Source organism: Pseudocolwellia antarctica, from assembly GCF_049933045.1.
GTDB lineage: Bacteria > Pseudomonadota > Gammaproteobacteria > Enterobacterales > Alteromonadaceae > Pseudocolwellia.
The window spans coordinates 2,665,675-2,683,541 of the sequence record NZ_CP187926.1 but is presented as its reverse complement, the minus strand read 5'-3'; the positions used below and the strand labels follow the sequence as shown (position 1 = coordinate 2,683,541).

At 35.2% G+C, this 17,867-nt stretch carries 15 protein-coding genes; 9 read left to right on the top strand and 6 right to left on the bottom strand.

Features of this window, described 5'->3' with window-relative positions; translation table 11 throughout:
• Positions 1 to 55 precede the first annotated feature (55 nt).
• The 4 genes from clpX (at position 56) to ACPUVN_RS11590 (ending at position 6,702) form a co-directional block, all read left to right on the top strand.
• Positions 56 to 1,333, top strand: coding sequence for an ATP-dependent protease ATP-binding subunit ClpX (clpX, locus tag ACPUVN_RS11605; RefSeq protein WP_426360168.1), 1,278 nt, complete (start codon positions 56 to 58; stop codon positions 1,331 to 1,333).
• A gap of 138 nt (positions 1,334 to 1,471) precedes the next feature.
• Complete coding sequence (gene lon, locus ACPUVN_RS11600) at positions 1,472 to 3,820, top strand: endopeptidase La (protein WP_426360169.1); 2,349 nt, start codon at positions 1,472 to 1,474, stop codon at positions 3,818 to 3,820.
• A gap of 312 nt (positions 3,821 to 4,132) precedes the next feature.
• Positions 4,133 to 4,408: a nucleoid-associated protein HU-beta gene (gene hupB, locus ACPUVN_RS11595; protein ID WP_426360170.1), complete on the top strand. Its 276-nt coding sequence runs from the start codon at positions 4,133 to 4,135 to the stop codon at positions 4,406 to 4,408.
• A gap of 392 nt (positions 4,409 to 4,800) precedes the next feature.
• The gene (locus tag ACPUVN_RS11590) at positions 4,801 to 6,702 is read left to right on the top strand and encodes a SurA N-terminal domain-containing protein (RefSeq protein ID WP_426360171.1); all 1,902 of its coding nucleotides are present in this window, start codon (positions 4,801 to 4,803) and stop codon (positions 6,700 to 6,702) included.
• A 396-nt stretch (positions 6,703 to 7,098) separates the two neighbouring features.
• Here the strand turns inward: ACPUVN_RS11590 and ACPUVN_RS11585 are convergent, their stop codons facing one another.
• Genes ACPUVN_RS11585 through pspF form a run of 6 tightly spaced genes read right to left on the bottom strand, consistent with a single transcriptional unit; the run spans position 7,099 to position 13,509 of the window.
• Positions 7,099 to 7,881 (bottom strand): ATP-binding cassette domain-containing protein, encoded by a 783-nt coding sequence (locus ACPUVN_RS11585; protein WP_426360172.1) that lies wholly within the window; start codon positions 7,879 to 7,881, stop codon positions 7,099 to 7,101.
• Positions 7,882 to 8,871: an oligopeptide/dipeptide ABC transporter ATP-binding protein gene (locus tag ACPUVN_RS11580; RefSeq protein WP_426360174.1), complete on the bottom strand. Its 990-nt coding sequence runs from the start codon at positions 8,869 to 8,871 to the stop codon at positions 7,882 to 7,884.
• Complete coding sequence (locus ACPUVN_RS11575; RefSeq protein WP_426360175.1) at positions 8,871 to 9,764, bottom strand: ABC transporter permease subunit; 894 nt, start codon at positions 9,762 to 9,764, stop codon at positions 8,871 to 8,873. The genes ACPUVN_RS11580 and ACPUVN_RS11575 overlap by 1 nt, the downstream gene beginning before the upstream one ends.
• Positions 9,754 to 10,782 carry an ABC transporter permease gene (locus ACPUVN_RS11570; RefSeq protein ID WP_426360176.1) on the bottom strand — a complete coding sequence of 343 codons (1,029 nt, stop codon included), beginning with the start codon at positions 10,780 to 10,782 and terminating at the stop codon, positions 9,754 to 9,756. Before ACPUVN_RS11570 ends, ACPUVN_RS11575 begins: the two co-directional genes overlap by 11 nt.
• Positions 10,782 to 12,413: an ABC transporter substrate-binding protein gene (locus tag ACPUVN_RS11565; RefSeq protein WP_426360177.1), complete on the bottom strand. Its 1,632-nt coding sequence runs from the start codon at positions 12,411 to 12,413 to the stop codon at positions 10,782 to 10,784. Before ACPUVN_RS11565 ends, ACPUVN_RS11570 begins: the two co-directional genes overlap by 1 nt.
• Positions 12,403 to 13,509: a phage shock protein operon transcriptional activator gene (gene pspF / locus ACPUVN_RS11560; protein ID WP_426360178.1), complete on the bottom strand. Its 1,107-nt coding sequence runs from the start codon at positions 13,507 to 13,509 to the stop codon at positions 12,403 to 12,405. Before pspF ends, ACPUVN_RS11565 begins: the two co-directional genes overlap by 11 nt.
• 224 nt (positions 13,510 to 13,733) lie before the next feature.
• Here pspF and pspA point away from each other — a divergent pair, with 224 nt between their 5' ends.
• The 5 genes from pspA (at position 13,734) to ACPUVN_RS11535 (ending at position 17,862) form a co-directional block, all read left to right on the top strand.
• The gene (pspA, locus tag ACPUVN_RS11555) at positions 13,734 to 14,393 is read left to right on the top strand and encodes a phage shock protein PspA (protein WP_426360179.1); all 660 of its coding nucleotides are present in this window, start codon (positions 13,734 to 13,736) and stop codon (positions 14,391 to 14,393) included.
• An 84-nt stretch (positions 14,394 to 14,477) separates the two neighbouring features.
• On the top strand, positions 14,478 to 14,705 hold the full coding sequence (pspB, locus tag ACPUVN_RS11550; protein ID WP_304369757.1) for an envelope stress response membrane protein PspB: 228 nt from the start codon (positions 14,478 to 14,480) through the stop codon (positions 14,703 to 14,705).
• Positions 14,702 to 15,151: an envelope stress response membrane protein PspC gene (pspC, locus tag ACPUVN_RS11545; protein ID WP_426360180.1), complete on the top strand. Its 450-nt coding sequence runs from the start codon at positions 14,702 to 14,704 to the stop codon at positions 15,149 to 15,151. Before pspB ends, pspC begins: the two co-directional genes overlap by 4 nt.
• Before the next feature lie 339 nt (positions 15,152 to 15,490).
• Entirely contained in the window at positions 15,491 to 16,867 is a 1,377-nt protein-coding gene (locus ACPUVN_RS11540) for a YcjX family protein (protein ID WP_426369134.1), read from the top strand.
• Positions 16,864 to 17,862 carry a YcjF family protein gene (locus ACPUVN_RS11535; RefSeq protein ID WP_426360182.1) on the top strand — a complete coding sequence of 333 codons (999 nt, stop codon included), beginning with the start codon at positions 16,864 to 16,866 and terminating at the stop codon, positions 17,860 to 17,862. The genes ACPUVN_RS11540 and ACPUVN_RS11535 overlap by 4 nt, the downstream gene beginning before the upstream one ends.
• Positions 17,863 to 17,867 lie beyond the last annotated feature (5 nt).

Below are 17,867 nucleotides of genomic sequence, written 5' to 3'. Positions count from 1 at the left end.
TGATTAAATACTTAAATGTATAAGTAAATTCAAATTAAAGAATTAGAGGTACCGTATGACCGATATAACTAAAGGTGACGGTGATAGCGGCAAGTTGCTGTATTGTTCATTTTGTGGCAAAAGTCAGCATGAAGTTCGCAAGCTAATCGCAGGTCCATCTGTGTTTGTTTGTGATGAGTGCGTTGAACTGTGTAACGATATTATCCGTGAAGAAATAAAAGAAATTTCTCCAAAAGAAGATAAAGAAAAATTACCTACGCCTATCGAAATCAGAGAAAGTCTTGATGATTACGTTATTGGCCAAGAACACGCTAAAAAAGTATTGTCTGTAGCTGTGTATAATCACTATAAACGTTTACGTAATGGCGATTCTCATAATGGTGTTGAGTTAAGTAAAAGTAACATCTTGCTTATTGGACCTACAGGTAGTGGTAAAACACTATTAGCTGAAACTTTAGCAAGGTTACTTGATGTACCATTTACTATGGCAGATGCGACTACATTAACTGAAGCAGGTTATGTAGGAGAAGACGTAGAGAATATTATTCAGAAGTTATTACAAAAATGTGATTACGATGTAGATAAAGCTCAACGTGGTATCGTCTATATTGATGAAATTGATAAAATTTCTAGAAAATCTGATAACCCATCGATTACTCGAGATGTATCAGGTGAAGGTGTTCAACAAGCTTTATTAAAACTAATTGAAGGTACAATTGCTTCTGTTCCTCCTCAAGGTGGTCGTAAGCATCCTCAACAAGAGTTTTTACAAGTTGATACGTCTAAAATATTATTCATCTGTGGTGGTGCTTTCTCAGGGCTTGATAAAGTTATTGAACAGCGTTGTCAAACGGGAACTGGTATAGGCTTTGGTGCTGAAGTTCGCGGTAAAGACTCTGAAAAAACGTTAACAGAAAACTTTCAACAAGTTGAGCCTCAAGATTTAGTTAAATACGGTTTGATCCCAGAGTTTATTGGGCGTTTACCTGTTGTGGCAACACTAACTGAATTAGATGAAGATGCATTGATACAAATATTGCAAGAGCCTAAAAATGCTTTAACTAAGCAATTTGTAGCGCTTTTCGATATGGAAGGTGTTGAACTTGAGTTTAGAAAAGATGCTTTATTAGCTATTGCAAACAAAGCGATGACGCGTAAAACAGGAGCTCGTGGTTTACGTTCTATTGTTGAAAGTGTTTTACTTGAAACAATGTACGAATTACCATCTCTTGAAAACGCAAGTAAAGTGGTTGTAGATGAAACTGTTATTAAAGGTGAATCTAAACCTATCGTGATTTATGAAACGCCTCAAGATCAAGCAGTTTCGGAATAGTTTCTCTGGTTAGTTAAGTTAATCATTTTAAACACAATAAAAAAGAGCCTTTATGGCTCTTTTTTTTATTTACCTGTTGAAAGCTTTACTATAATCCCCATATCCTTTTTAAGTATAAAATTCCCGAGAGAGTGACCTATGACCGATGAGTTATCTGGCGTAACAGAAATCCCAGTATTAGCCTTACGTGATGTTGTTGTATATCCACAAATGGTTATTCCATTATTCGTTGGCAGAGAAAAATCAATTCGTTGCTTAGATATTGCTAATGAAAAAGATAAGCAAATATTTTTAGTGGCGCAAAAAGATGCTGCTATTGATGATCCAACATTTAATGACGTGTACCAAACAGGTACCGTAGCGTCTATTTTACAAATGTTAAAGCTACCAGACGGTACTGTAAAAGTATTGGTTGAAGGTGTTAAGCGCGCTAAAATTGCAGAATTTGTTGAAACTGAAGAGTATTTCACAGCCAATATCGACTTTCTTAAAACTACAGACGATGAAGTAGAGAATAGTGACGTTTTAGTTCGCTCTGCCATCTCGCAGTTTGAAGGGTATGTAAAACTCAATAAAAAAATACCACCTGAAGTATTAACGTCAGTGTCGGGTATTGACGATCCAGAACAACTAGCAGATACCATGGCTGCACATATGCCGCTTAAGCTAGAAGACAAACAGAAAGTCTTAGAAATCATCAATATTTCAGAACGCTTAGAATACTTGATGGGCTTAATGGAAGGCGAAATTGATATTCTCCAAGTTGAGAAGAAAATTCGTACCCGTGTTAAAAAGCAAATGGAAAAAAGCCAACGCGAATACTATTTGAATGAGCAAATGAAAGCCATTCAAAAAGAGCTTGGTGATATGGAAGACACGCCAGATGAAGCAGAAATCATTAATAAAAAGATTGAAGATGCTCAAATGCCAAAAGAAGCTAAAGAAAAAACTTTAGCTGAAGCCAAAAAATTACAAATGATGTCACCTATGTCAGCAGAAGCTACTGTTGTACGTAGTTACATTGATTGGATGACTAGTGTTCCATGGAAAAAGAAAAGTAAGCTTAAACGTAATCTAAAATTAGCTGAAGAAGTATTAGACCAAGATCACTACGGTTTAGATAAAGTTAAAGAACGTATTCTTGAATACCTAGCCGTGCAACAACGTGTAACTTCACTAAAAGGTCCTATTTTATGTTTAGTAGGTCCTCCAGGTGTTGGTAAAACGTCATTAGGGCAATCTATTGCTCGATCTACGGGTCGTAAATATGTACGTATGGCATTAGGTGGTGTACGTGATGAAGCTGAAATTCGTGGTCATAGAAGAACTTACATAGGTTCATTACCAGGTAAGCTTATTCAGAAAATTGCAAAAGTGGGCGTTAAAAACCCATTATTCTTACTTGATGAAATAGATAAGATGGCTTCTGACATGAGAGGCGATCCAGCATCAGCTTTATTAGAAGTACTTGATCCAGAGCAAAACAGCAGCTTCAACGATCATTACCTAGAAGTTGATTACGATTTATCTGACGTAATGTTTGTAGCAACATCGAACAGTATGGATATTCCTGGTCCGTTATTAGACCGTATGGAAGTGATACGTTTATCGGGTTACACCGAAGATGAAAAATTGAATATTGCTAAAAACCATTTAGTTAAAAAACAAATAGAACGTAATGGCTTAAAAGAAAGCGAAATCAGTATTGATGACAGTGCCATTGTTGGCATTATTCGTTATTACACACGTGAAGCGGGTGTACGTAATTTAGAAAGAGATATTTCTAAATTATGTCGTAAAGCAGTTAAAGCGATTTTATTAGATAAGAAATTAAAAAGTGTCACTATTAATCAAGACAACCTGTCTGATTACTTAGGTGTACAACGTTTTGATTACGGTAAAGCTGATGAACATAACCGAGTAGGTTTAGTAACAGGCTTAGCGTGGACATCTGTTGGCGGAGAGTTACTTACCATCGAGACAGCATCTGTACCAGGTAAAGGTAAGCTTTCTTACACTGGTTCTTTAGGTGATGTAATGCAAGAATCTATTCAAGCGGCAATGACGGTTGTTAGAAGCAGAACAGAAGCTTTAAGAATTAATGAAGACTTCCATGAGAAACGTGATATTCACGTTCATGTTCCTGAAGGCGCAACACCAAAAGATGGTCCAAGTGCGGGTATTGGTATGTGTACCGCGCTTGTTTCGAGCTTAACGGGTAACCCTGTTAAAGCCGAAGTGGCTATGACAGGTGAAATTACCTTAAGAGGTGAAGTATTACCTATTGGTGGTTTAAAAGAGAAGTTATTAGCTGCTCATCGTGGTGGTATTAAAACGGTAATTATTCCGAAAGATAACGAACGTGACTTGGAAGAGATCCCTGAAAATGTTATCGCAGACTTATCTATACACCCAGTAAAATGGATAGAAGAGGTGTTAGCTATTGCCCTTGAAAATCCTATTGAAAAGGTGAAATTAGAAAGTTAATACTGTGGATTTTAGGCTTTTTTTGATAAAAAAGCCTAAAAAATAGCTATAATTTGAAAAAAATTGAGAAAAAGTGCAATTTTAGCTTTTCAAACGCTCAAACTGTGGTAAGTTAACAACGCTAATGATGTCAGACCTCAATGTAAATGCGGGGTCTAGTGGAGATAATGAACAATAACACTTATTGTCTTATCTCATTTTAAATTTTTAACTCCGTGCTTGATGTTCATAAAAAAGCTTAATATAAAATGCTTTTGCAGGACGCTAAAACAAACGATAGCGCTGGAATAATTATAATTGAAGGGGAAAACTGTGAATAAATCTCAACTAATCGAAAAAATTGCAGCGGGTGCTGATATCTCTAAAGCTGCTGCGGGTCGTGCGTTAGACTCTTTTATCGAAGCAGTTACAGAAGAATTAAAAGGTGGCGATCAAGTAGCGCTAGTTGGATTTGGTACTTTCTCAGTACGTGACCGTGCAGCTCGCACAGGTCGTAATCCTCAAACAGGTGCAACAATTGAAATTGCAGCTGCTAAAATTCCAGCATTCAAAGCTGGTAAAGCATTAAAAGATGCATGTAATAGCTAATATTAGTTATTTCATAAAATAAAAAACCACCTACTTAGGTGGTTTTTTATTATCTAGAGATTAATAAATGAGTGTACTTTAACTTGGTTATTGTTTTTACCAATTAAATTAGTAGATAAAAACATCATTTTTTACTTTTTTTGTAAAAATAAATCACAACCATCAATCTGTAATTATTGCTTAAAGAGCAATAAATTAGCCCAATTAGTCATAAGAATAACTCAAAGCCTATTCTAGTAAGAAAATATTTGATATTTATCTTTATTCTAGCTTCAAGCGGCGTGTGCATTCTGCTAAAATCACGAGCAACGGATCTACCAGTTTATTTAAATCGCATAAATCATAATGTTGATTGAATATAATATAAGCACTCGGTGTAATAAGAGAGAAACATGTTAGAAAATATTCGAGAAAGTTCTCAAGGTATGGCAGCTAAGGTTATTCTTGGCTTAGTAATTTTAACTTTTGCGCTAGCGGGCATTGGTAGTTACACAAATTCAACGGATACATCTGTTGCTGACGTTAATGGTGAGAAAATCACATTACAAGATTTCAATAAAGCTTACCAAGCGCAAAGAAATAACATGCAACAACAGTACGGTGAAATGTTTGAAACACTTGCTGCTGATCAAACTTACATGGCTAACTTTAGAAACGGTGTTGTTGATAATTTAATTAACCAACGTTTAGTTGATCAAAACTCAGCTAACTTAGCCATTAGAGTATCAGACGATCGTATTAAACAAACGATTGTTAATATGCCTGAATTTCAAGTAGACGGTGTATTTGATAATAATCGTTACTTAGCGCTAATCAATCAAGCGGGTTTCTATCAGTCTTCTGATTTCAGAGATTACTTACGTTTAGAGATGAGCCGTCGTCAATTGACTCAAGCTTTAGTGTTAAGTGAATTTACTCTACCTTATCAAGATACTATGGTTGCTGAATTACAGAACCAAACACGTGATATTCGTTTTGCTTCAATTGGTTTAGAGCAGTTTAAAAACACTGTAGAAATAACTGATGAAGAGATAAACAGTTTTTATCAAGAAAACCAAGAGCGTTTTTTAAATCAAGAACAAGTTAAAGTGAATTACATTACGTTAAATGTTGAAGATATCGCTAAAGATATCGTTGTTTCAGATGACGATGTTGAAACTTTTTATAATGAAAATCTTAATGATTTCGGCGATGAAGAGCAACGTCGTATTTCTCACATCCTTATTGAAGTAGATGAAGACGAAGCTGTAGCAAAAGCCAAAGCAGAATCAGTTCTTTTACAAATCAATTCAGGTGGCGATTTCGCAGAGCTTGCTAAGCAATATTCATCAGATACTTTTAGTGGTGAAAACGGCGGTGATTTAGAATGGTTAGAACGTGGTTCTATGGATGAAGTTTTTGACGAAGAAGCTTTTGCATTAACAGATATTGGTGCGGTAAGCGGTGTTGTTAAAACTGAGTATGGTTTCCACCTTATTAAATTAACTGATTTAAAACCTGCTGTAGTTCAGCCGTTAACAGAAGTGTTTGATGAATTAAAAGTTAGAATCAGCAAGCAAAAAGCTCAAGAAGAGTTTTATGTACTTCAACAAGAAATGGCGCGTTTAAGCTTTGAATTTCCAGATAGCTTAGATGATGCTGCTGAAGCAGTTAATACTCAAGTAGTTACGTCTGAGTGGTTATCTCGTAATAGTAATACAGGTCCTTTTAGTAATGCTAAAGCAATTGATGCTGCATTTTCTGACTTAGTACTTAATGAGCAATTAAACTCTGATGTTATTGAAGTGAGTGATTCATTAGCTATCGTTATTCGTTTAAACGAATATCAAGCAGCAAATGTTAAGCCTTTAACTGAAGTGACTGAAGTAATTAAATATAACCTAGTTGCAGAAAAAGCAAAATCTGAAGCTCAAAGTGTTATGGATGAGTTATTAGTTGAACTGCAATCAGGTGCTGATATTTCTGAAAAATTAGTTGAATATAGTACTGCATTTGAAACTAAAGCTGATGTTGTTCGTTACTCACCTGAAGTGGCTCCATCAATTGTTGAGAAGGCTTTTACATTGCCGCATCCAGTTGAAGGAACTGTATCTGCAGGTTTATCTGATTTAGCAAATGGTGACTTTGTTTTAGTTGAAGTTCAAGCGGTTAAGAATATGGAAGCTAAATTAAGTACCGATATTCAAAACCAACAAGTGAACCAATTGGCTCAGTCAGCTTACTTAGCTTACGTAGAGTCTTTAAAAGTAAATGCTTCTATTACTAAAAACACATTAGTTCCTTCAGTTAACTAAATTGTGAACCTTCGCTACTCACTAGCTAAGTATTAATAGAATATGAAAGCTGCTTAATCAAGCAGTTTTTTTTGTCTAAAAATTGACAACAGCATGCTTCAATAAATATTAATCCGTTTAGTATTACTTGGTTATTAAGTCTATAGGGTGTTTTATTTGAAAAGTATTAATACGGCTTTGAGGAGGAGAAAAAGATACATAAACTAATATTCTAATTAATGGGGTTAAACATATTAGAAATATGCTGTTAAAAGCTTTCAGAATAAAAATAAGATACTTGAATGATTAACTAACCTCATCATCACTTAATTAATATAGATAATGCACGAGGGTATTAGTACTGCTATACAAAGCTGACTTAAAGTTAGAATTATTAACTATTAAGTTGGTTTAAAGCTAACGCGAAAATAGCTGAAACTGTTGGCTCATAATTAGCTTCTTCGTATACTTTTGTTGAGGTCTAGAAAGAACGTCTATGGTATTACCTTGTTCAATAACCTTGCCTTGGCTTAATACCATAATTTGATCGCTGAAATGTTTAACAATACCTAAGTTATGAGAGATTAAAATAAAAGCTAATCCCATTTGCTCTTGTATTTCGAGCAAAAGATTGATCATTTGAGATCGTAGTGAAGGATCTAAAGAGGCTAAGGCTTCATCTAATATGATCACTTGGGGCTTTAAAATGATAGCGCGAGCGAGAGATATTCTTTGTTTTTGTCCACCTGAAAACATATGAGGATAAAAATTCATATGGTCTGATAGCAAACCCACTTTCTGTAATGTTTCACTTATTAATTGCGCACGTTCTAACTCGTTTAGTTGAGTGTTTAATTTCAGTGGTTCATCAAGTAACTGGTGAATAGTTAAGCTCGGGTTGAGTGTTGTACTTGAGTCTTGAAAGATCATTCGAATGTGTTGGCAACGTTGCTTAAAATTACCTATTTCTAATACTTGACCATTTAGCTCTACTTCACCTGTTGTTGGCTTTTCAGCACCCACTAGTAGCTTTGCTAAAGTTGATTTACCCGAGCCAGAATCACCAACAATTGCCAGTGTTTTATACGCATCAATACTGAAGTTTATTGGGTAAAGCGCTGTACTAACTTTATGCTTAAAGAAAAATTCACGTTGTTTATATTCTTTCGATAAGTTAGTAACTTTAAGTAAAGCGACCATCTAATAAGTATCCTTTAGAGAAAAATGACAACTCACTAAATGACCATGATGATTCTTAGTTTTAGGTGCATCTACACAGGCCTTTTGTGCTCGTGGGCATCTAGGCCCTAAACGACAACCAATTGGTATATGTTTTAAAATAGGAATACTGCCTGGCAATGCTGACAATTTAGATTTAGGTGTAACATTTATATTTGCATGCGGCGTACTTTCAACTAAAGCCTTTGTATAAGGATGAAAAGGCGTTGTAAATATTTGTTCTGTTGTGCCTGCTTCTACAAATTGTCCGCTGTACATTACCGTGATGCGATTCGTCCAATGAGTCATGTTTTCTAAATCATGGCTGATCAATAATACTGACATATTCTTAAGCTGGTTCAAACTCGCCAACAAACGGAATATTTGACCTTGGTTGGTACTTTCCATTGCTGCTGTAGGTTCATCTGCAATTAAGAGGATAGGGCGTCTAGCAAGTGCCATTGCAATCATTACACGCTGACATAACGCTTCAGTTAATTGATGCGGGTAGCTACTTGTACAATGTAGATGTCTTTTAATACCCACCTTATGTAATAGTTTGATAGCCGCAAGTTTACGTTGTTTCTTTTTCTGCCAAAAATAACCCGTTAGCTGCTCGTCATCTACGGCTTCTTCTAACTGAGCACCTATGGTTGTTGTTGGATCAAGACAAGACATAGGCTCTTGAAATATCATCGCTACATCTTTAGATATAATCTTTTTTCGTTCAGATACTGATAGACGCATAAGATCGGTACCGCGCCAATGAAACCTGTCAGCATCAATTATCCATTTAGTGTCTAATACGCCCATTATTGCTTGCGCTAGTAATGATTTACCCGAACCAGACTCGCCTACTAAACCACGTAATTCACCTTCTTTCATAGTGAGAGATACACGGTCAATCACCACAACTCTCTTGTTACCAGAAAGCATGACTAATGAAAGGTTTCTAATATCGAGTAAGTTCATTAGTACACCTTTCTTTGTTTAAGTGCATGGCGAAGTCCTTCACCAACAAGGTTGGTTGCAATCACTGAAAATAATATCGCTAAACCTGGTAAGTATACTGTCCAAGGAGCGATATAAAATAAATCGATACCATGAGAAAGCATAGCACCCCATTCTGGAATTTCTGAAGGAGCACCAAGCCCTAAAAAGCCTAACGCTGCTATATCTAATATTGCAGCTGACTGAGCTAAGGTTGCTTGAGTGATAACTCTTTCAATAATATTGGGGAAAATAGAATAACGTAACAGTCTTAACGGACTCGCTCCATCTAACTTTGAAGCCAAAACATAATCTTTTGAGAACTCTTTTTTAACTTCATTTTTAGTGATGTGAACAAACTGAGGAATAAGCACAATAATAATAGCGAGTACTGTATTACTTAAACCTATACCTAAAATGGCAACAATAACTATGGCCAATAAAAGAGAAGGAATAGATAAAATCACATCAAGAAAATGATTTAAAAAGCTCGATTTAATACCTGAAGTAAGGGCAGATAACGAACCGATAAGAACACCAATAAAAGCGGAAATGATAACGATGATAAAGCTTAGGCCAAAAGTGAAAGAGGCTCCATGCATCAGCATTGAAAGTATATCCCGACCTAATTTATCAGTACCTAATAAAAAGCTAACATTACCATCGTCATTCCATGCGGGCGGAAGTAAAATATATTCCAAATGACTTTGTGATGACGAGAATGGCGTTAAAATCGGAGAAAATATCGCTAAAATGGCCAAGGCTAAATAAGAACCGAAGGCTAGCATTACCATAGGGTTCTTTTTAAAGTTATGCCACAGTTGCATTAGCGGTGACGGAAACTCTTCCTCTTGATAAATATTCTCACGAGCCATGTTTGTGCTCTCTTGCTAGTGGGTTTAATGCGGCGTAAATAAAGTCAGTTAATATATGTACGAGGAAGATGAAGCTAGACAAAGCCAACAACCCCCCTTGGATTGCGGTGTAATCTCGCTGGAAAATACTTTCAATTAACCAACGGCCTATACCTGGCCAACTGAATATAACTTCTGTAACCATAGCTAAAGTAACTAAGTTAGCAAAGCGTAAACCAACATATCTTATAACATTGACTAATGCGTTTCTGATAGCATGACGGTGAATTATTTGCCAAAAAGTTAAACCTTTCGCTTTAGCTGCTTTAATGTAACTTGACTCAAGCACTTCCATCATTGATGTTCTGGCAAGTCTTATAAAAGTGGTCATTGGTGCAATGGCGATAACACAAGCAGGCATAATAATGTGTAAGGTCGCATCTTGAAATGCTTGCCATTTATATTCACTCTTGCTCATTAAAATATCAAAAAACTGTATGCCAGTGATAGGCTCTATTTCATAAACCAAACTTAAGCGACCAGCTGAAGGTAGCCAACCTAGTTCTATTGAGAAGATTAATATCGCGAGTAAACCTAACCAGAAAATTGGAATGGAATAACCAAGCATTGAAATAAATAAAATGGTGTTATCAGTAAACTTCTTATGGCTAACGGCAGCAATAAAACCCAACGGAATACCTATAACCATAGCAATAAATAATGCCACAACGCTGAGTTCAATTGTTGCAGGTAATAAGCTCATTATTTCAGATGAGATTGGCAAGTGAGTAGAAATCGAAACACCTAAATCACCATTAAATAAATGGGTTAAATACGCCCAATATTGTTGGAATACGTTGCCATTATATTGGTATTCTTCAATAAGCATTATACGCTGTTCAGGTGTCGCGTTAATTTGCCCTGTCATGTTTATAAGGGCATCACCAGGGAATAAAAAGCTTAAGCTAAACGAGAGTGCGGTTAACACGATTAACGTGAAAATAAATAAATTGAGTCTTCTTAAGGTAAATATAAGCATTAGTTTTTCTTTACCTTCTCAAAAGTGATACCGCCGAAAGGTTTTAATAATTGACCTGAAATGTTCTTACTACGACCTTGAAAGCGTTTTGAATGGGCAATAGGGATCAAAGGTATTTCATCTTCAGCTATTTTTAATACTTCTGAATAGTATTCTTTTCGGCTACGAATATCACTGGTTTGTAATGACTGTTTAATCAGTTCATCTACGGCTTTATTACACCAGAATGTGCCGATATAACCTTGAGAAGTTGAAGAGCAACTTAGTAACGGAGTGAAAAAATTATCAGGATCAGGATGGTCTGCTGTCCAACCTAATAATGCGGCATGATGTTGGCCTTCACCGATAAGTTTTAAAAATATATCCCATTCGTAGTCATAAATAATATTGACGTTAATCCCTATTTTTTGTAAATCTCCAGCAATCAATTTTGCCATAGTAAGCGCATCGGGATTAAAAGCTCTTTCAACAGGCATAGCCCATAAGTTCATGGTAAAACCATCAGGATAACCAGCTTCATTTAATGTATTGATGGCTTTAGATATTGAATACTCTTGTTCAGGAATATTTTTATCATACGCCCATGATGCAGGTGGGATAATGGAACTGGCAATATCTGCCTTGCCAAAATAAATAGCATCAATAATCGCTTCTTTATTTATCGCGTAAGAAATAGCTTTTCTCACTAATTTATTATTAAAAGGTGCCTTAGTGGTATTAAAACCTAAGTAAGCCAGATTAAATGAGGTTATTTCGTTCAATACTAAATCTTGTCTTTCCGTTATTTTGTTATGAGCAATAGGGTAAGACACAACATCGCATTCTTTAGCGAGTAACTTAGTTAATCGTCCTGTGTTACTTGGTGTGATATCAAAAATTAAATGCTCAATATTTATATTCTTTTGCCAATAGTTTTCGTGTGCAGAATAACGAATAAAAGAACCTGCTCGGTATTCTTTATATTTAAATGGACCTGTGCCTATTGGTAATAAATCTATTTGTTGTTGAGAGTAGGTTGCTGACAAATTATCGGCGTATTCTTTAGATAAAATAACTGCGAAATCAGTGGCTAAGTTAGCTAAAAATGAGCTATCAGGTCTACTTAAGGTAAAGCGCACCGTATACTCATTTAGTTTTTCTATGTCTTCAACAAGTTCATCAAAATTAATTCTTTGAAAGAAAGGGTAAAAGCCGCCTGAAACATCATGATATTCGTGTTCAGAATCTAATATGCGGTTAAATGAGAATAATACATCGTCAGCATTTAATTTTCTTGTTGGTGTAAAATAACTTGTTTGATGAAAGCTAATGTCTTGGCGTAGATAGAAGGTGATTTTTGTTCCGTCACGAGTAATATGCCATGACTTAGCAATTGCGGGAGATAACACATTGTCATCACCTTTATGCGTTATTAAACTGTTGTACAACTGATTAGAGGTCGCATCAATAGTGGTGCTAGATATAACGATTTGAGGATTAAAGCTTTCAGGAGAGCCTTCACTGCAATAAATAATACTTTTTCTACTTAGTGTGGCAGCATTCTCATTACTACAACCTACCAAGAATAAGTTGATACATAAAAAAGCTAAAAAACAACGAGTGGAATCGAATGACATATTTCTAGTCTTCATTAACCATTTTACCATCTAATAAATTATATTTTTTTAAGTAGCCGCGTAGTTGATGATACGTTAATTTAAGCGCGTCTGCTGTCTTTTTCTGATTAAATTGACACGTTTTTAACGCTTCTTGAATAAGATTTTTCTCATAGTCTTGAGATAAGTCTTTTAATGAAAGTGGAAATTGATATTCAACGTCTTTTTGTTCGGCTTTAATAACATGATTTGCAGACAGTTCAGTTTCAACAGACTCCTCTTTAGATGACGAAACTACCGTTGGATTGTGGGTTATTCTATCGTTAGTTTTGATTCGTTTTGTCGGTCTATAAGGTGATTCAAAAGGGTCGATAACTAAATTATGCACAGGCAGGTGAGGATTGTTATTTCGATAAACACTTCGCTCAACCACATTCTTTAATTCACGTACGTTACCTGGCCAACTATATTCCAATAAACTACGTTTAGCTTTTTCAGTAAAACCACTAAATAACTCAAACTCAAGTTCTCGTGTCATTGAAATAGCAAAATGTTCAGCGAGCAGTAAAATGTCTTCTCTTCTTTCTCTTAAAGGCGGAAGGGTAATTACGTCAAAGGCTAATCGGTCAAGTAAATCAGCTCTAAATTCACCTGTGCTCGCTAGTAAAGGTAGATCTTCATTGGTTGCAGCAACTAATCTCGTATCTGTTGTAATTGTTCGTGAACCACCAACACGCTCAAACTCACCATACTCAACGACACGTAATAATTTTTCTTGAATTAACCCTGAAGTATTAGCTATTTCATCTAAAAATAAAGTGCCTTTATCTGCACGTTCAAAACGACCTTCATGACGTTTTGTTGCGCCAGTAAATGCACCCGAGTCATAACCAAAGAGTTCAGTTTCTAATAGATTTTCGTTTAACGATGCGCAATTAAGTTTAAGGTAACTTTGATCCCAGCGTTGAGACAAAAAATGTAACCTTTCTGCTATAAGCTCCTTACCTGTACCTCGTTCACCAATAATCAATACAGGTTTACTTAGCGGAGCTATTTGAGATATTTGCTCTAACACTTCTAAAAAGCTGTTTGATTGACCAATAAGATTATCTTGCTTGTTAAAACGAGTCATTACGAAGACCTAAGATTTGGTTTATTTCACTAACAAATAGTGTATTTTATTAACTACTTTGATTAAAGGGTTTTCGTTAAATAAATAAATACATTAAAAACATAGAGTTATAGTAGTTAAAAAGTTGGCGTAGAACATGAATATAACTTAAGTATATTCAAAACATATTCTAGTGCGACTTTTAGGTGTGTTTTTACATTAATTTTATTTTAGAGGAATGAATTATGGGTATTTTTTCAAGATTCACAGACATTATTAATTCAAACATTAATAGTATTTTAGACAAAGCAGAAGATCCTGCAAAAATGGTTCGTTTAATTATTCAAGAAATGGAAGACACGTTAGTTGAAGTGAGATCTTCTTCAGCAAGAACCTTAGCGGACAAAAAAGATTTAGTTCGTCAAATTGAACGTTTTGAAAACGAAGTTGTTGATTGGCAAGCTAAAGCTGAATTAGCCTTAAATAAAAATCGTGAAGATTTAGCAAGAGCAGCATTAGTTGAAAAGAAAAAGTGTGCTGAAAATGCCGAGTCATTAAACAATGAACTAAACAATATTGAAGATCATATTGCTAAATTGCAGGAAGATATTTCACAGTTACAAGATAAACTGTCGGATGCTAAAAATCGTCAAAAAGCTATATTAATACGTGAGAAAACGGCTCAATCGCGTTTAAAAGTTAAGAAAAACATCAATACCGAAAAAGTTAATGATGCTTTAGGCCGCTTCGATCAATACGAAAGAAAAATTGATGATATTGAATCACAAATTGAATCGTACGATATAGGGAGTAAATCATTATCAGATGAAATTTCAGAGTTAGAAACAAATGAAAGTGTTGATAACGAGCTAGCTGAATTGAAAGCTAAACTAAATAAAAGCTAATCAATAACCTTCAATCAAATAAAAGTAACAATCTATACTGTTAAATAATAATGAAGTTATCGATTAATAAAGAAGGAGAAACCTGTGGAAGAAGTATTTATAGCCCCAATAGTGATTTTTTTGGTCGTTGTGGCGCCTATTTGGTTGGTATTACATTACCGAAGTAAGCGTCAACTTAGCCAAGGATTGAGTGAAGAAGAATACGCACAACTATCAGAGCTTTCTGAACTTGCAGATAAAATGACAGACAGAATAAAAACACTTGAAGCAATACTTGATGTGGAAACTCCTGAATGGAGAAGTAAGGTATGACACAGCAAACCAAAAAACAATTATACCGAGACCCACAAAATGGCAAGGTTGCAGGTGTGTGTGCAGGCTTAGCCACTTATTTTGGTTGGGAGCCTTGGCTAGTACGCGTGTTAGTGGCTTCTGGTGTTTTATTAGGTATGGGCTGGTTTATTGTTATTTATATAGCTGGTTGGTTTATTTTAGATAAAAAGCCTAAGCAATCTAAATCTTTCAACTCTAACGGTAATAATGCAGCAAACAATGCTTATACAAATAGCAATAATCAGAACGCTGATGACGAATCTATTAAGGTAAAAGCTAAAATATGGCAAGCAGGTGAGCCGCCTAAACAAGCTTTTCATGACATAAAACGTAAGTTTACTAAGTTAGAAGGTCAACTCCGTACTATGGAACGTTATGTAACATCGCCTGAATTTAGTCTATCTAGAGAAATTAATAAATTATAAAGCGACATTGTCGCTTTTCTTTTATCTGCTTGCTCCACTCTCAATAACGAAGGTTAATTAATTTCATCATTGAACATTACCTTTTAATTATTTGTAATATTTATTTTTTGTTAAAATAAGGTATTGTGTATAGAGGACTGGTGGTAATCAGATTTAATCAAAAGTTAATTCAATTTATACGGATAATAAGTATGAATTTATTCACAAGGTCTTTGCTCTTTCAGGATGAAACTTTATCTAAAAAGACCAATAGACTCGAATTAACACTAAAATAAATAGATAAAATGGCTATTATTAAAAAAGAATCAATTACAAAAATTTAAACGTAAAGCAAACGACTTGCTTAATCGCACGTTTGATCAGCATATAACTCTTGCTGTTACTGGTTTAAGTCGAAGTGGTAAAACCGCTTTTATTACCTCATTAGTTAATCAATTAATTAATGAAGGCAATAACTCTCATTTAAGTTTTTTCAATCCAGTACATCAAGGTCGTTTTATTGCGGCTAAACGTGTACCTCAAAAAAATCTTCATATCCCTCGTTTTGAATATGATGCCTCGTTAGCTGCTTTTTGTAACGAGCCACCAACATGGCCAGAAGCTACAAATGGTATTAGTGAATTACGTTTAGCTATTCGATATACGCCAAAAGGTTCATTGCTAAAATATGCTAAAGATACAGCAACATTATATTTAGATATTACTGATTACCCAGGGGAATGGCTGTTAGATTTGCCTATGCTAAACCAGACCTATGAAGAATGGTCTGAAAGTACATATGCCTTGATGAAAGAGTCGCCTCGTGCTGAACTTTCACAAAGTTTGATTGAAAAGATCAATCAGTTAGATCCCTTAGAGCCTGTTGATGAGCAACTACTTGCTGATATTTCAAAAGAATATACCGATTTATTACATGTTTTTAGGCATGAGTTAGGTTTGTCAGTTATTCAGCCAGGTCGTTTTATACTTCCTGGGGAATTAGCCGATGCACCTATATTACAATTCTTCCCTTATACCGCTTTTGAAAATATAGAATTAAATGCTTATCAAAATGCACAAGACGATACTTTGATAGGTATGCTTAGAGCACGGTTTATAGAATATAAAGAAAGAGTTGTACGTAAATTTTATAAAGAACACTTTATTAATTTTGACCGACAAATAGTATTGGCTGATTGTTTAACGCCTTTAAACAAAGGCGAATCTAGTTTTAACGATTTACAACATGCTATTACCTTGATTTTAGAAAGCTTTAACTATGGGCAATCAAGCTTATTTTCGCGTTTGTTTTCACCTAAAATCGACAAGCTTTTATTTGCCGCCACTAAAGCCGATCATGTTACTCCAGAACAACACCCCAAGCTTGTGTCTTTATTGAATCAATTGGTTTATCAAACTAAACATCAATTGAATTACGACACGATTGAAATGAAAACATTAGCGATAGCTTCGGTTAAAACAACCAAAGTCGGTAATAGTTTACATAATGGTCAGCCTTTACCTGTATTACAGGGTAGAAGAGCAGATAATGATGAGTTGATCACCTTGTTCCCTGGTGCTGTTCCTGAAAAGCTGCCTAAAAGTAGTTTTTGGGACAATCAGCAATTTAATTATATTGCCTTTAAACCTCACCAAGTATGTGACGTACATGAATGTTTACCTCATATTAGAATGGATCAAACCATGCAGTTTCTATTCGGAGATAAAATGAAATGATAGATAAATATCAACAACAAATATTATTTGATGAATTAGACACTAAGTCAGCAGATAATCAGCAAGAGCCTGAGAATCAGGTGATTTTTGAGAATGATGCTTGGCAACCTGAAGTTGAAGAAATCGCTGAAAATAACGAGATTATTGAAAAATCAAAACCACGCTGGTTATGGCGTATAGCCATTGTTTTATTTTTAGGTTTAGTTTCATATGAGCTAATCGAGTTTTTTATTTTAGGCTTTGAACAATCGCCTATCATATCCAGCATTTATGGTTTATTGCTCTTTATAATTACACTTATATTTGGTTCAACAGCTTACAGAGAATTTTCTTCATTACGTCAGTTATCACGCCAAGATAAAGTAAGGTGTCAAGTACAAAATATTTTAGAAGGTGAGAGTAAGTATGACGCCCGAGAATTATGTGAAAAAATAACTGAACATTTACCGTGCGATATTAGTAACGATAAAACGTGGGCTGATATTGTTCAGCCAGAATATACTGATGTAGAAGTTATTAACCTCTATTCTCAAGAGGTACTCACAAGTGTTGATCAAAAAGCTTTAGACGAAGTCGCTAAGTTCTCTACTGAATCTGTTGTACTTATCGCTATTAGCCCTGTGGCTATTATAGATATGATGCTGATGTTTTGGCGTAACCTGCGCATGATTGATAAAGTTGCTGGCTTATATGGTTTGAAGCTTGGTTACTGGAGTCGTATTCGTCTAATCAAACATGTGTTTATCAATATGGCTTATGCTGGCGCGAGTGAAATAATATCTGATTTTGGTGCTGACTTATTAGGTGCCGATTTGCTAGGTAAACTTTCTGGTCGTATGGCACAAGGTTTAGGTGCAGGGATGTTAACGGCTCGATTAGGTATTAAAACGATTTCTTTATGCCGTCCCGTTCCTTTTCAAAACCAACCACCTAAGTTAAATACTATTCGCAAGAAAATTGTTATGCAGATAAAAGGCTTACTTAAACCTGCATAGAGTCT

Coding starts and splice junctions, on each gene's coding strand:
- ACPUVN_RS11565 (WP_426360177.1), bottom strand. CDS start 12,413: ATGAAGACTAGAAATATGTCATTCGATTCCACTCGTTGTTTTTTAGCT.
- pspA (WP_426360179.1), top strand. CDS start 13,734: ATGGGTATTTTTTCAAGATTCACAGACATTATTAATTCAAACATTAAT.
- lon (WP_426360169.1), top strand. CDS start 1,472: ATGACCGATGAGTTATCTGGCGTAACAGAAATCCCAGTATTAGCCTTA.
- ACPUVN_RS11590 (WP_426360171.1), top strand. CDS start 4,801: ATGTTAGAAAATATTCGAGAAAGTTCTCAAGGTATGGCAGCTAAGGTT.
- pspC (WP_426360180.1), top strand. CDS start 14,702: ATGACACAGCAAACCAAAAAACAATTATACCGAGACCCACAAAATGGC.
- ACPUVN_RS11575 (WP_426360175.1), bottom strand. CDS start 9,764: ATGGCTCGTGAGAATATTTATCAAGAGGAAGAGTTTCCGTCACCGCTA.
- ACPUVN_RS11585 (WP_426360172.1), bottom strand. CDS start 7,881: ATGGTCGCTTTACTTAAAGTTACTAACTTATCGAAAGAATATAAACAA.
- ACPUVN_RS11535 (WP_426360182.1), top strand. CDS start 16,864: ATGATAGATAAATATCAACAACAAATATTATTTGATGAATTAGACACT.
- ACPUVN_RS11570 (WP_426360176.1), bottom strand. CDS start 10,782: ATGCTTATATTTACCTTAAGAAGACTCAATTTATTTATTTTCACGTTA.
- pspF (WP_426360178.1), bottom strand. CDS start 13,509: ATGACTCGTTTTAACAAGCAAGATAATCTTATTGGTCAATCAAACAGC.
- clpX (WP_426360168.1), top strand. CDS start 56: ATGACCGATATAACTAAAGGTGACGGTGATAGCGGCAAGTTGCTGTAT.
- ACPUVN_RS11580 (WP_426360174.1), bottom strand. CDS start 8,871: ATGAACTTACTCGATATTAGAAACCTTTCATTAGTCATGCTTTCTGGT.